This is a genomic window from Modestobacter sp. SYSU DS0290 (genome assembly GCF_054050955.1).
Genome location: NZ_JBJHAI010000021.1, coordinates 1 through 14,030, shown reverse-complemented (window position 1 = coordinate 14,030; position 14,030 = coordinate 1). Strand labels below are relative to the sequence as shown.

At 72.9% G+C, this 14,030-nt stretch carries 12 protein-coding genes; 2 read left to right on the top strand and 10 right to left on the bottom strand.

Annotation, left to right across the window (positions count from 1 at the left end):
- Positions 1–108: 108 nt before the first annotated feature.
- The 5 genes from ACI795_RS15995 to gmd are packed head-to-tail and all read right to left on the bottom strand — an operon-like array spanning position 109 to position 5,097.
- Complete coding sequence (locus tag ACI795_RS15995; protein ID WP_457076527.1) at positions 109–1,209, bottom strand: mannose-1-phosphate guanylyltransferase; 1,101 nt, start codon at positions 1,207–1,209, stop codon at positions 109–111.
- Positions 1,210–1,261: 52 nt separating this feature from the next.
- A complete protein-coding gene (locus ACI795_RS15990) occupies positions 1,262–2,245 on the bottom strand; it encodes a glycosyltransferase family 2 protein (protein WP_457076525.1) in 984 nt (327 codons plus the stop codon).
- Positions 2,242–3,216, bottom strand: a complete 975-nt coding sequence (locus tag ACI795_RS15985) for a glycosyltransferase family 2 protein (protein WP_457076524.1) — start codon at positions 3,214–3,216, stop codon at positions 2,242–2,244. Before ACI795_RS15985 ends, ACI795_RS15990 begins: the two co-directional genes overlap by 4 nt.
- On the bottom strand, positions 3,144–4,115 hold the full coding sequence (locus ACI795_RS15980) for a GDP-mannose 4,6-dehydratase (RefSeq protein WP_457076523.1): 972 nt from the start codon (positions 4,113–4,115) through the stop codon (positions 3,144–3,146). The genes ACI795_RS15985 and ACI795_RS15980 overlap by 73 nt, the downstream gene beginning before the upstream one ends.
- Position 4,116: 1 nt before the next feature.
- On the bottom strand, positions 4,117–5,097 hold the full coding sequence (gene gmd / locus ACI795_RS15975; protein ID WP_457076522.1) for a GDP-mannose 4,6-dehydratase: 981 nt from the start codon (positions 5,095–5,097) through the stop codon (positions 4,117–4,119).
- A 185-nt stretch (positions 5,098–5,282) separates the two neighbouring features.
- Between gmd and glf the strand changes: the two genes are divergently transcribed.
- Both glf and ACI795_RS15965 read left to right on the top strand, forming a co-directional pair.
- Positions 5,283–6,470 (top strand): UDP-galactopyranose mutase, encoded by a 1,188-nt coding sequence (glf, locus tag ACI795_RS15970; protein WP_457076521.1) that lies wholly within the window; start codon positions 5,283–5,285, stop codon positions 6,468–6,470.
- Positions 6,471–6,477: 7 nt separating this feature from the next.
- On the top strand, positions 6,478–8,424 hold the full coding sequence (locus tag ACI795_RS15965) for a glycosyltransferase (RefSeq protein WP_457076520.1): 1,947 nt from the start codon (positions 6,478–6,480) through the stop codon (positions 8,422–8,424).
- Between the two features lie 67 nt (positions 8,425–8,491).
- Here the strand turns inward: ACI795_RS15965 and glfT1 are convergent, their stop codons facing one another.
- From glfT1 to ACI795_RS15940, 5 genes are all read right to left on the bottom strand, one after another.
- Entirely contained in the window at positions 8,492–9,400 is a 909-nt protein-coding gene (glfT1, locus tag ACI795_RS15960; RefSeq protein ID WP_457076519.1) for a galactofuranosyltransferase GlfT1, read from the bottom strand.
- On the bottom strand, positions 9,397–10,158 hold the full coding sequence (gene wzt, locus ACI795_RS15955) for a galactan export ABC transporter ATP-binding subunit Wzt/RfbE (RefSeq protein WP_457076518.1): 762 nt from the start codon (positions 10,156–10,158) through the stop codon (positions 9,397–9,399). The genes glfT1 and wzt overlap by 4 nt, the downstream gene beginning before the upstream one ends.
- 2 nt (positions 10,159–10,160) lie before the next feature.
- Entirely contained in the window at positions 10,161–11,009 is an 849-nt protein-coding gene (gene wzm / locus ACI795_RS15950; RefSeq protein ID WP_457076517.1) for a galactan export ABC transporter permease subunit Wzm/RfbD, read from the bottom strand.
- Positions 11,010–11,019: 10 nt separating this feature from the next.
- A complete protein-coding gene (locus ACI795_RS15945) occupies positions 11,020–13,011 on the bottom strand; it encodes a DUF6541 family protein (protein WP_457076516.1) in 1,992 nt (663 codons plus the stop codon).
- A gap of 107 nt (positions 13,012–13,118) precedes the next feature.
- Complete coding sequence (locus ACI795_RS15940; protein WP_457076515.1) at positions 13,119–13,865, bottom strand: LGFP repeat-containing protein; 747 nt, start codon at positions 13,863–13,865, stop codon at positions 13,119–13,121.
- Between the last annotated feature and the right edge of the window lie 165 nt (positions 13,866–14,030).

Below are 14,030 nucleotides of genomic sequence, written 5' to 3'. Positions count from 1 at the left end.
CCCACTCAGCTGAACGCGCCGAGCGGAGCGTGAGCTCACGACTGCGCTGTGCGCTCGTCTCCCACTCGTCACACGCGTCGCGCGCACCCCGGGACGAGCCCGCGGACGTCAGCTGAAGCGCGCGCCCGCACGTGACTCGACCTCGCCCAGCAGTTCCTTCACCCGCTCGGCGTCCGACACCGGGCAGACCATGGTGACGTCACGGGTGTGCACGACCACGCTGTCCCGCACCCCGACGAGGGCGACCAGGTGGTCCGGGTCGTCGGAGTAGACGACGTTCCCGGCTCCGTCGACGACGACGCTCAGGCCGCTGATCGCGTTGCCCGCCCCGTCGGACGGCAGCGTCTGCGACAGCGCCGGCCAGGAACCGACGTCCAGCCAGTCGACGTCGAGGTCGACCACGGCGACCCGGCCCGGCTCCGCCGCCGCCGGCTCGAGGACCGCGTAGTCGACGCTGATCTTCGGCAACGTCGGGAAGACCTCGGCGAGCACCGCGTCCCGCTGCGGACCTGCCGGAGCCGCCACGACGCGGGCCAGCCCGGCCGCCGACGCGGGCAGGTGCTCGCGCAGGGCGTCGAGCACCGTCTGCGCCCGCCAGACGAACATGCCCGAGTTCCACAGGTACCGCCCCGAGGCCAGGTAGGCCTCCGCGGTCGCCCGGTCGGGCTTCTCCCGGAACGCCGCGGCCTCCGCCGCCCCGGGCACCTCCGTGGGCGCGCCCTTCTGCACGTACCCGAAACCGGTGGCCGGGGAGGTCGGGGTGATGCCGAGGGTGACCAGGGCGCGCGGGCGGACCCCGATCAGGTCGTAGGCGGTGGTCAGCGCCGCCGCGAAGCGCTCCACCGGGCGGATGACGTGGTCGGCGCTGACCACGGCGAGCTCCGCGTCGGGGTCGACGTCGGCCACCACGGCCGCGGCCAGCCCCACGGCGTTGGCCGTGTCTCGCGCGACCGGCTCGAGCAGCAGCCGATCGTCCCTCAGGCGAGGCAGCGCCGCACGCACCGCATCGGCGTGCCGGGCCGCCGAGCAGACCCAGATCCGGTCAGCGGGGAGCACCGCCTCCAGGCGCGCGAACGCCTCGGCCAGCAGGCTGTGCGCGCCGCCGTCGCCGTCCGCGACCACGTCCAGCAGCTGCTTGGGGCGACCGGCCCGGGACAGCGGCCACAGCCTCGTCCCCGATCCCCCCGCCATGATCACCGCGTGGCGCACAGCCGGTCCTCCCCACTCCCCGAGGGGGCCGCTGACCGGCCCCGTGATCCCGTCACGCCGGCGTCGCGGACGACGACGCCGCCGCGTAGTCACCCCGCCGCAGCCGGAGCGACTGCGCGAAGTCCAGCTGCGGGTCCAGGCCGGCGAGCGCCGCCGGCGCCGGACGCGGCTCCGCCCGGCGGCCCGCCCGCCAGCCGGCCCAGCGCCCCTGGAGGGCCGCGGTGTCCCGGGAGAGCACCAGGTCCCCCGCACAGACGATCGCCTCGGTGACCAGCGCGCGCACGGCGTGCCGACCTCGCAGGACGCCGTAGGCGCGCAGCAGGTAGCCGCGGCCGAAGCCGCCGCGCCGTCGCTGGCTGCGGGAGCCCCGCCCGGCGGTGCCCCCGCCCATGTGCACCCCGCGCGCGGCGACCGTCTCGGTGCTCCCCCACCCGGCGGCGCGGAGCCGGAGCGCGAGGTCCAGCTCCTCGCCGTACATGAAGATGGCCTCGTCGAGCAGTCCGACCTCGTCGAGCGCAGCGCGGCGGTAGGCGGCCGCGGCACCGTAGGGCCCGAGGAGCGCCGGCGCAGGTGCGCTCACCTCCTCCGGCCGCCGTCCCTGGTGGCGGACGAACCCGGCGAGCGTCACGTCGGCCGCGATGCCGAGGGCGTCGACCCTGCCGTCCGGTCGCAGCAGCAGCGGGGCAGCGCTGCCCAGCCGCGGGGCGTCGGCGAAGGGCCGCACCAGTTCGGCCAGCATGTCCGGGGCGGCGTCGACGTCGTTGTTGAGCAGCACCACGATCTCGCCGGATCCCCGGCGGACGCCGGCGTTGCAGGCGCTGGCGAAGCCCCGGTTCTCCGGCAGCGGGACGACCACCACCTCGGGCCAGTCCTGCGCCAGTCGCTGGAGCGTGTCGTCAGGGGAGGCGTCGTCGACCACGATCACCGTGTGCGGCAGCGACTGCTGGCGCAGGTGGCGCAGGCAGCTCTCGGTCATCGCCCAGTTGCCGTGGACGGGGACCACGACGTCGATCGTGGGTACCGCGTTCTCGCTCATCCTCGCTCCTCTCGGCCGTTCCCGACCCGTTCGACCGCCACCGGCCGGACCCGGGCGACGGCGTGGGAGGCCAGCAGCCGCGCCCCGAGCCCCAGCCGCAGCAGGACTCGCAGCGGCGCGTACCGCGGCCCGGCGTAGACACCGGACAGGTAGCGGAGCGCGCTGACGTGGTGCACCCGCTCCATGCGACCGGGCTCGCGCCGCGTCGAGTGGCCACCCTCGTGCACGACGACGGCGGAGGGAGCGTAGACCGACAGCCAGCCCCGCCGGCCCAGTCGCTCCGCGAGGTCGACGTCCTCGAAGTACATGAAGTAACCCGGGTCGAAGCCGCCCACCGCGTGGAAGGCACGCACGTCGACCAGGGCGCACGCGCCCGACAGCCAGCCCGCCGGGCGCTCGCGCGGCGACTCGCGCTCCCGCCGGTAGCGCACCGTCCAGGGGTTCCCGGGCCAGAACCGGCCCAGCAGGGCGTGCCCCACGCCGGTCGACACCCTCGGCAGATCGCGCGCCGACGGGTAGAGCTCCCCGTCCGGGGTGTGGATGGCCGGGCCGACCACCGCCGCCCGCGGCCACCGCCCGGCGACCGCGAGCAGCTCGTCGACGGACCCCGGCCCGAACCGGACGTCGGGGTTGACCACCAGGGCGTGCCCTCCGGTCAGGTCCGCCAGGCCGGCGTTGACCGCCGCTCCGTACCCGACGTTGCCCCCGGTGCGCAGCAGCCGGACGTGCGGGTGCGCGGCGGCGACCCGCTCGGGCACCCCGTCGGTGGAGCCGTTGTCCGCGAGCACGACCTCGACCGGCCGCACGGTCGCCTCGGCCAGGGAGTCGATCAGCGAGACCAGGGCGGCACCGGGTGAATAGGTGACGACGACGACCCGGAGCGGAGCCGGTGCGGCGTTCAGCGCTCCTCCGCCAGGTCTGCGCGCACCATCGCAGCCACCATCTCCTCGAAGCCGACCACCGGTCGCCACCCCAGCTGCTCGCGGGCGCGCGTCGGGTCGCCGACGAGCACTGCGGCGTCGGCCGGGCGCACCAGGGCGGGGTCGCTGCGCACCCACGGCTCCCAGTCGGTGATGCCGACCTCCGCGAAGGCCGCGGCCACCAGGTCACGCAGGCTGTGCGGCCGCCCGGTGGCGATGACGTAGTCGTCGGCCCGCTCCGACTGCACGGCCAGCAGCATCGCCTGCACGTAGTCCGGCGCCCAGCCCCAGTCGCGGGACACGTCGAGGTTGCCCAGGGTCAGCGCGTCCGCCCGCCCCGCGGCGATCGCCGCCACGCCCCGGGTGATCTTCCGGGTGACGAACCGCTCGGGGCGCCGGGGGGACTCGTGGTTGAACAGCACCAGCGAGGTCGCGTGCAGGCCGCGGGCCCGGTACATGCCCACTGCCTGGTGCGCCAGCGCCTTGGCCGCGCCGTAGGGGTTCACCGGGCTGACCGGTGCGGACTCGGTCACCGGCACGGCCCCGGCGCCGGCGAACACCTCGCCGCTGGACGCCTGCACCAGCCGGACCGGGGAGCTCCCCGCACGCGGACGGCGGTACAGGTGCTCCAGCAGGGCCAACACGGCCCGGCCGTTGACGTCCAGGGTGCCGACGGGGTCGTCCCAGGACGCCCCGACGCTCGAGGCCCCGGCCAGGTTGAACACCCAGTCCGGGGACAGCTCGTCCACCAGGGCGGTCACCGTCTCCGGTCGACGCAGGTCGACCGGGTGCAGGTGCAGCTGGTCGGCCAGTGGACGCAGGTGCTGCGGGAGGGCGCCGGGTTCCGCGGACGACGTGGTGCCGTGCACCTCGTGCCCGGCCGCGACCAGTTCCTCGGCGAGGTAGCCGCCGTCCTGGCCGGTGATCCCGGTGACGAGTGCGACCGCCACCTCAACCGGCCAGTGACCGCTGCTCGGCCAGGTCGGCGTCGACCATCATCTCGATGAGCTGCTCGAAGCCGACCTTCGGCTCCCAGCCGAGCACCGTCCTGGCCTTCGCCGGGTCCCCGATCAGCAGGTCGACCTCGGCCGGCCGCATGAAGGCCGGGTTCTGCCTGACGTGGCCGGACCAGTCGTCGATGCCGACGCGCCGGAAGGCCACGTCCAGCAGCTCCCGGATCGAGTGGGTCTCCCCGGTGGCCACGACGTAGTCGTCGGCCTCCTCCTGCTGCAGCATGAGCCACATCGCCTCGACGTAGTCACCGGCGAAACCCCAGTCACGACGGGCGTCGAGGTTGCCCAGCTCCAGGGAGTCCTGCAGCCCCAGGTGGATCCGGGCCACGGCGCGGGTCACCTTGCGGGTGACGAACTCCGGCCCCCGGCGCGGCGACTCGTGGTTGAACAGGATCCCCGAGGAGGCGTGCATCCCGTAGGACTCGCGGTAGTTGATGGTCATGTAGTGCCCGTAGACCTTCGCCACGCCGTAGGGCGACCGGGGCCACAGCAGGGTCTCCTCGCGCTGCGGGACCTCCTGCACCTTGCCGAACATCTCCGAGCTGGAGGCCTGGTAGAAGCGCACCTTCGAAGGGTCGTCGCCGCTGTACAGGCGGACGGCCTCGAGCATGTTGAGCACGCCCTTGGCGGTCACGTCGCTGGTGAGGTGGGCGTTCTCCCACGAGTAGGCGACGAACGAGATCGCGCCGAGGTTGTACACCTCGTCGGGCCGGGCCGCGTGCACGGCGCGGAGCAGGCTGGAGAGGTCCGTGAGGTCACCGAACAGGAGCTTCAGTCCCGGGATGCGGCTGGCGACCTCGACCTTCGGGTTGTTCTGCCCCCGGACCAGGCCGTAGACCTCGTACCCCTTGCCGATCAGCAACTCGGCCAGGTAGAGGCCGTCCTGACCGGTGACACCGGTGATCAACGCGCGCTTCATCCCACAACTCCCTGTACAGGCATTTGGGTCGATGCTCGCACGACGGCCGCACCACCCGCCGCGGCGAGGGGCGGTCGTGCCCTCCGGGTCGGGTGGGGCGGCTGTGGCGTCCAGCGCCGAGTCGGGAGCCGCTGGGCACGCCGACGAGGAGGCAGCACCCAGCCCCGCCGGTATCGTGGGCCAGCGTGACCTCAGCCAGTCCTGACCTCGTCGTCGTCGGCTCCGGTTTCTTCGGCCTCACGGTCGCCGAGCGGGTCGCCACCCAACTGGACAAGCGGGTCCTGGTCATCGACCGCCGCGACCACCTCGGTGGCAACGCCTACAGCGAGCCCGAGCCCGAGACCGGCATCGAGATCCACCGCTACGGCGCACACCTGTTCCACACGTCCAACAAGCGGGTGTGGGACTACGTCGGCCAGTTCACCGAGTTCACCTCGTACCAGCACAAGGTCTTCTCGGTCCACGACGGCCAGACCTACTCGCTCCCGATGAACCTGGCCACGCTGTGCCAGTTCTTCGGCCGCAGCTTCTCCCCCGACGAGGCCCGGGCGATCGTCGCCGAGCAGGCGGGCGAGGTCGACACCGCCGAAGCCGCGAACCTCGAGGAGAAGGCCATCTCGCTGATCGGCCGTCCGCTGTACGAGGCCTTCATCCGCGGGTACACGAAGAAGCAGTGGCAGACCGATCCCACCGACCTGCCGGCCGCCGTCATCGCCCGGCTGCCGGTCCGGTACACCTTCGACAACCGCTACTTCAACGACACCTGGGAGGGGCTCCCGGTCGACGGGTACACCGCCTGGCTGACCCGGATGGCCGACCACCCCAACATCGAGGTGCGGCTGTCGACCGACTTCTTCGACGTCCGCGACCAGTTGCCGCAGGACGCGCCGACCGTCTTCACCGGCCCGATCGACAAGTACTTCGACTACGCGGCCGGGGAGCTCGGCTGGCGGACGCTGGACTTCGAGACCGAGGTCCTGCCGATCGGCGACTTCCAGGGCACCTCCGTGATGAACTACGCCGACGAGGACGTGCCCTTCACCCGGATCCACGAGTTCCGGCACTTCCACCCCGAGCGCGACTACCCGACCGACAAGACCGTCGTCGTCCGCGAGTACTCCCGGTTCGCCGAGACCGGCGACGAGCCGTACTACCCGATCAACACGCCCGAGGACCGGGCGAAGCTGGAGACCTACCGCGAGCTGGCCCGGAAGGAGGCCGCCGAGAGGCGCGTGCTCTTCGGCGGGCGACTGGGCACCTACAAGTACCTGGACATGCACATGGCGATCGGGTCGGCCCTCAGCATGTTCGACAACCGGATCCGCCCCTTCTTCGACACCGGTGACGCCCTCGACGGGCGGCTGGAGGACTGAGCACCTGATGACCACGCCCCATCCCGCCGTCTCCCCGGAGCGGGTCAGCGAACCTTCTGCCGCCGACCTGGCCTCCGACAAGGGCGTCACCCTGCTCCAGCGGGTGATCCTCCCCCGCACCGGCGACCCCCTGAAGGTCCGCTCGCTGTACGTCGACGAGAGCCGGACCCAGCGGGTCAAGTCCAGCTCGCGCACCGACGCCACGGTGGCCGCCGGCAACGAGGTCTCCTTCGCCACCTACTTCAACGCCTTCCCGGCGAGCTACTGGCGCCGGTGGACCGTGCTGCGCAGCGTCGTGCTGGGTCTGCGCGTCTCCGGCCCCGGCCGGGTGGACGTCTACCGCTCCAAGGCCGACGGCAGCATCATCCACGTCACCGGCGCCACCACGGCCGGCGAGGAGCGCGCCCTCGAGTTCGAGCTGGACCTGACCCCCTTCGAGGACGGCGGCTGGTACTGGTTCGACGTCACGGCCGACGACACCCCGGTCACCGTCCACCAGGCCGGCTGGTGGTCCACCGTCGAGCCGACGGCGGAGGCACGGCTGTCGATCGGCATCTGCACCTTCAACCGTCCCGACGACTGCACCGCGGCGCTGAACGCCCTCGCCGGCGACCCGCTGGTCAGGGACCTGATCTCACACGTCATCGTGGCCGACCAGGGCAACCGCAAGGTCGCCGACGCGGCCGGCTTCCCCGCCGCGGCCGAGGCGCTCGGCGACCGCCTGCGGCTGGTGGAGCAGCCCAACCTCGGCGGCAGCGGCGGCTTCTCCCGCACGATGTACGAGATGCTCCGGTCCACCGACGCGACCCACCACGTCCTGCTCGACGACGACGTGCTGCTCGAGCCGGACAGCATCGCCCGGCTGTACAACTTCGCCCGGTTCACCAGGAACCCCATGCTCGTCGGCGGTCAGATGCTGGCGCTGCAGGACCGCTCGGTGCTGCACACCATGGGCGAGGTCGTCGCTCGGGACCTGTTCTTCTGGCGCGCGGCCCCCAACACCGAGTACGCGCACGACTTCGCCAAGGCGAGCCTCCGGAAGTCCCCGGCGCTGCACCGGCGGATCGACGTGGACTACACCGGCTGGTGGATGTGCCTGATCCCCCGGGCGGTCCTCGAGCAGCTCGGCCTGGCGCTGCCGGTCTTCATCAAGTGGGACGATGCCGAGTACGGGATCCGCGCCGGCGAGCACGGCTTCCCGACCGCGACGCTGCCGGGCGCCGCGGTGTGGCACCTGTCCTGGAGCGACAAGGACGACACCTCGGGGTGGCAGGCCTACTTCCACACCCGCAACCGGCTCGTGGCTGCGGCGCTGCACACCGACCACAAGCGCGGTGGCAAGCTGCTGAGGGACACCTTCAAGTTCGACCTGAAGTTCCTGATCATGCTGCAGTACGCGACGGCCGCGCTGCACCACCGCGCCTACGACGACTTCCTGGCCGGCCCGGAACGGCTCTTCCCGCTGCTGCCGACCGCACTGCCCACCGCGCTCGAGCACCAGGGCGACTACCCCGACGGCCGGGTGATCCCCTCCTCCTCGGATCTCCCGCTGCCCTCGATGGGAGCGATCAAGGCGGAGCGGTTCCTGAAGCCGCCGACGACGCCGGTCACGATCGGCCGGACGCTGCTCGGGGCGCTGGTGCACAACCTGCGCAAGCCCCGCGAGGACGCCGCCGACCGCCCGCAGATGAACATCAGCGCCCAGGACGCGCGCTGGTTCCTCCTGTCCCGGCTGGACAGCGCCACCGTCGGCACCGCGGACGGCCGGGGTGTGACCTTTCGCCGCCGCGAGCAGGACACCTTCTGGCGCATGCTCCGGCACTCGGTCCGGATCCACTGGACCCTCTACCGCGAGTTCCCGCGGCTGAAGCAGGAGTACCGGGACCACCTCGGTGAGCTGACCTCACCGGAGAGCTGGGAGAAGGCGTTCGGCACCGGCCAGGCCGGCGGCTGAGCCGACGACGAGGAGGGGCCCCGGACAGCTGCGCTGTCCGGGGCCCCTCCTGCGTGCAGCCGGCGGATCAGGGCCGGCGGAAGCGTTCCCGCCGGCCGTCCCGGACCAGCGCGAGCCACTCCCGCCAGGAGGCGGGATCGCGTCGGGTGACCAGGAAGAACCAGCTGAAGCGCAGCAGCTCCAACGGCCCCAGCCAGCGCATGCCCGGCTGCGCCATCAGGTACCCGCGATTGCGGTAGGTGAAGAAGCGCTTGACGGCGTCGGTCGGGTACTGCGCGGAGAGCCGACCACCGAGGATCGGCGCGAACTCCGTCGTCCCCTCCGGGTGGAGGTACACCGCCGCGGGCGCCGTGCCGAAGGGCAGCCCCGAGCGGACGAGCCTGCGGTGGACCTCCGTCTCGTCACCGCGGAAGAACAGCCGGTAGTCCGGGACGCCGACGACGTCGAGCGCCGCCGCGCTGAACAGGGCGCCGTTGAAGAGCGAGGCGTAGCCAGGCAGCACCTCCACCCCGGCGAAGTCGCTCAGCCGGCGTCGCCAGCGCAGGCCGCGACGCAGCGGGAAGGCCAGCCGATCGGGGTCGGCCTCGTCGGCCACCAGCGGGGAGACCTCCGCCAGCCCGTGCCGCCGGGCCGTGGCCATCAAGGTCTCCAGGACGTGCGCGTCGGCCGGCCGGCCGTCGTCGTCGGCGCACCAGACCCAGTCGGCGCCGAGCGCCAACGCGTGCAGCATGCCCAGGGCGAAGCCGCCGGCCCCGCCGAGGTTGCGCCGGCTGGGCAGGTAGCTGACGGGCAGGCCGCTGGCCCGGGCCACCGGCTCGGCAGACCGGTCCGGCCCGTTGTCGACCAGGACGACGTGGTCGACCGGCCGGCTCTGCGCGGCGATGGCCGCCAGGCTCAGTTCCAGCAGCTCGGATCGGTGCCGCGTCACGATGACCGCGACCACCACCTCCCCGGTGCTGTCACCCGGCCCGCTCACGCGCCGGTGCCCTTGTAGGCCGCGAGCACCTCGTCCAGCGGGCCCTGCTGGCGGATCCGGCCGTGCTCCATCCAGATCCCGGTGTCGCACAGCTCGCGCAGGAACTCGTCGGAGTGCGAGGCGAAGACCAGCAGCCCCGACCGCTCGACCAGCTCACCGAGGCGCTTCTTCGACTTCTCCAGGAAGGCGGCGTCCACCGCGCCGATGCCCTCGTCCAGCAGCAGGATCTCCGGGTCGATGCTGGTGACCACACCGAGGGCGAGCCGCACCCGCATGCCGGTCGAGTAGGTGCGCAGCGGCATGCGCAGGAAGTCGCCCAGCTCCGTGAAGTCGGCGATGTCGTCGACCCGCTGCTCCATCTGCTTGCGGCTCATGCCCAGGAAGAGGCCGCGGATCATGATGTTCTCCAGGCCGGAGATCTCCGGGTCCATGCCGACGCCGAGGTCGAAGACCGGCGCGACCCGGCCCCGGATGTCCGCGCGCCCCCGGGTCGGTTCGTAGATCCCCGACAGCAGGCGCAGCAGCGTCGACTTCCCGGCGCCGTTGTGTCCCACCAGCCCGACCCGGGACCCGTGGTCCAGCTGCAGGGTGATGTCCCGGAGGGCCTCGATGATGGGCACCTTGGAGTCACCCGCGATGTTCCCGCCGACCACACCCATGACCGTCTTCTTCAGCGACCGCGACTTGGCGTCGAAGATCGGGAAGTCGACGCAGGCGTCCTCGGTGGTGATGCTGACCAGGTCGTTCTTCTCTGTCACGTTCACACCCAGTAGGAGACTCGTGCGCGGTAGCGCCGGAGGACCACCAGCGTCAGCGCCCAGCCCAGCACCGTGATCGCGAGCACCACGAGCCAGTACCGCAGCTCCTGGTCCTGTCCCAGCATGGGCCGGCGCAGGATCTCGACGAAGTGCAGGAACGGGTTGAGCTCGGCGAGCCTGGCCCGCTCCGCGATCGCCGGGTTGGGGCTGTTGAGGAAGTCCTGGTAGATCCAGACGATCGGGGTCATGAAGAAGGCGAGCTGCACGATCGACTGGGTGATCGGGGTCAGGTCCCGGAAGCGGGTGGTCACGATGCCGAACAGCAGCGCGACCCAGACCCCGTTGAGCACCAGCAACCCGAGGGCGGGCAGCGCCGCCAGATCGGTCCAGTGCAGCTGCTGGGGGAACACGATCAGCATGACCGCGTAGACGACCAGGTTGTGCAGGAAGAACAGCAGCTGCCGCCAGACGAGCCGGTACACGTGCACGCTCAGCGGCGCGGGGAGGTGCGTGATCAGGCCGACGTTGGAGGTGAAGACCTCCGCGCCCTCGATGATGCACCCGCTGATGAAGCCCCAGATGATGAAACCGACCAGGATGTTCGGCAGCTGGACCGACAGGTCGTTCTGGAAGAGACCGGCGTAGAGGAGGCCCAGCGCGATGGCGGTGATCGCCATGGTGATGGAGATCCAGATCGGCCCGAGGACCGACCGGCGGTACCGCTGCCGGATGTCCTGCCACCCGAGGTGACCCCAGAGCTCGCGGTGCCGCCAGCCGGCGCGCAGGTCACCCAGTGCACTGGCCCAGGACCGCGCGGTCGGGGAGGGCACCGGGCCCGTGGAGCTGCTCATCAGGACATCCTCAGACATCGCCCGGCTCGGCCAGACGGTAGACGCTCACGTCGCGGTTCCGGAACTCGAGCTCGAGGCTGTCGACCTCGTCGAGCTCGTCGAGTCCGGCGGCCCGCTGCTGCCCGACGGCGGTGAAGCCCTCACCGACCACGACCCACTCGACACCGAGCCGCTCGGCGGCGGCCCGGATCTCGGGGTCGTCGTCGATCTCGTCGAACCGTGAGAGCAGGAGCAGCCGGTCGGCACCGATCGCGGCGGGCTGGTACGGCGGGGTGAGCGGGGACTTGAAGACGACGGGCAGGCCGAAGTACGCGTAGGCCAGCGCGGAGCCGTCGTTCGGGTCGTTCAGGATCAAGCCGTCCCCGTCGTGGATCTCGGACAGCTGCTCGTACCCCCGGGCCTCGGTACGGGACCAGGTGGGCCCGTCGGTGTAGCCCAGCGCGACGCGGGACTCGTTGCGAGGACCGTACGCGAGCGCCGTGAGCAGGATCAGCCCGGCGACCAGGAGAGCGCCGAGCACGGGGACGACGCGGCTCCGGGCCGTCGCCGGCAGCGGCGCCCTCTCGGACAGCCGGCGCGCCCCGTCGGCCAGGCCCTGCACCCCGGCGGCGGCGATGAGCACCGCGGGGACCACGAAGATCGCGGCGAAGCGCCACTTGTCGTTCCACCACATCGACGTCAGCCGCAGCGAGAGGTCGTTGTCATAGGCCGAGGCCAGCACGTACTGACCGAGGAAGACGGCGGCGACGGCCAGCAGCATCCGCCCCGGACCCCGGCGACGCAGCAGCACCACGACACCGGCCAGCAGCAGCCCGGCGATCCACCACTGCGGGCGGTCGGCCTCCTGGTTGAAGGTGAGGAGCTGGCCGATCGCCGCGCCCGGCGTCTGCGTGGCCACCCAGTCGACGCCGGTGCCGACGCCCCCGCCGCTCTGGCCGAGGATGCCCGCGGCCAGCGGTGCACAGAGCACGAGCAGGGCGATCCCGGCAGCGACCAGCCCCCCGAACGCACGCAGCCGGGCGCGGGGCTCGCCCAGCTCCACCCAGCGGTCCCGGAGCACCGGCAGGCCCAGCAGCAGCGCGGCGACCACGGCACTGGCGCCGGCGGCCGGCTGGGTCTGCACGACCCCGAGCATCGCCAGCACGGCGGCCGACCCGGTGGCCAGGGAGCCGTGGCGGAGCAGCAGGAGCACCAGGGCGACGGCGCCGGGGACGGCGGCGACCGCGGTCCCGTAGGGCCACAGCGGGCCCCAGAACATCAGGTCGTAGGGGAAGGCGGTGACCGCCGTCCCGAGCACGGCGGCGGCGACGGCCGCGAGCGGACGGCGCAGCACCACCCAGGCCAGCAACCCCAGGCCGGCCGCGAAGACGGCGGGCAGCACGGCGAGCACCGCGTTGATCGCCATCGGCACGTCGAGGCGCCCGGTCTGCACGAGCAGCGCAGCGAGGCCGTGGAAGACGTCGGGGTAGAGGAAGTCGGTGTTCTCCGGCTGCGCCATCGGCGCCAGGGCCGCGGAGTCGATCACCTGCGAGTCGGCGATGAACCGCACCGAGTTGGCATGGAACATGCCGTCCCAGTACTGCTGCGGCTGGGTCAGGCCCAGGGTCGCCCGCACGATCCGGTACGCCGCCAGGCCGGAGACCACGGCCCAGGCGAGCAGCCACGTCAGGTCGAGCGCCGAGGGCCGCCGGCGTCGGTGGCCGGCCCCAGAGGGCACCGCGCCCCCCGCCGGGTCCTGCTCAGCGTCGCCCCGCGTGCGCCACGGCCGGCGCAGGACCAGCAGGACCACCGGCACCGCCAGCAGGACCGGGACGACCGTGCCGACGCTCCAGGGGACGTCGAGCTGCGCATAGAGCACCGCTGCCAGCGCCAGGCTGCCCAGGGTGAGGGCCGGCGCGGCCGCCACGGCCAGGTGGCCGCGCATCCCCACCGCCAGAGCCGAGAGCAGCCCGGGGAGGAAGAGCAGCAGACCAGCAGAGGCGACAGCCGTTCCGGCGCTCACGGAGTTCCACGGTGACTGGGATGACCTCGCCTCACCAGGTCAGGGTAACCAGCCTCGGCCTGCGTCCCAGGCAGGACGAGGGGTCCTCGGCCCCTCCCGCACCACGGTCACCGTGAGACGACTCGGGGACCACCCGTGGGCGTCCACAGGATGCTGCCGCCCTCGAACCGGCCGACGATCCCGCCGTCGACGGCCGCCTCGTCCTCCGTGGGGTAGCCGAGGCTGCCGCGCTCGGCACCGAGCTGCGCGTAGAGCGCGCCGATGGCGCCGGTCACCAGGTGCGCACCCGTCTGCGCCGTCCAGTAGACGGCGCCGCGCTCGTAGGACTGCACGATCCCCCGGCCGTCGGCGAGGGCCCGCTCGTCCGTCGTCGGGTAGCCGAGCAGTCCGGCTGCCGCGCCGTGCCGCTGCCACAGGGCGCCGATCCCACCGACCGTGGGGTGCGCACCCGTCGACGCCGTCCAGTGCACGGCGCCGCCCTCGAACTGCTGCGCGATCCCGCGCCCGTCGGGCAGCCCGGCCTCGTCCGTGGTCGGGTAGCCGAGCCCCCCGGTCACCCCGCCGTGCCGCTGCCAGTGGGCGCCGATGCCCCCGGTCACCTGCATCCCACCGGTCCGCGAGCTCCACCAGAGGTCACCCCCCTCGAACCGCTGCCAGAAGCCGCGGCCGTCACCGGCCGACTGCTCGGCCGACCGCGGCGACCCGAGCCGCCCGGCGTCGGCGCCCAGCCGCTCGTAGGCCACCCGCAGACCGCCGACGACCGGGTGCCCACCCGTGGCCGCGGACCAGTGCAGGTCACCACCGGTGAACCGCTGCCGGAAGCGGCCGGCCGTCCCGGCCTCCTCGCCGGACACCGGGTACCCCAGGCGGGGGGGGGGGGGGGGGGGGGGGGGGGGGGCGGGGGGGGGGGGCGGGGGGGGGGGGGGGGGGGGGGGGGGGGGGGGGGGGGGGGGGGGGGGGGGGGGGGGGGGGGGGGGGGGGGGGGGGGGGGGGGGGGGGGGCGGGGGGGGGGGGGGGGG

Excerpts from the sequence above, each read along its gene's own strand:
- ACI795_RS15990 (WP_457076525.1), bottom strand. The coding sequence starts at position 2,245 with ATGAGCGAGAACGCGGTACCCACGATCGACGTCGTGGTCCCCGTCCAC.
- gmd (WP_457076522.1), bottom strand. The coding sequence starts at position 5,097 with ATGAAGCGCGCGTTGATCACCGGTGTCACCGGTCAGGACGGCCTCTAC.
- ACI795_RS15965 (WP_457076520.1), top strand. The coding sequence starts at position 6,478 with ATGACCACGCCCCATCCCGCCGTCTCCCCGGAGCGGGTCAGCGAACCT.
- wzm (WP_457076517.1), bottom strand. The coding sequence starts at position 11,009 with ATGAGCAGCTCCACGGGCCCGGTGCCCTCCCCGACCGCGCGGTCCTGG.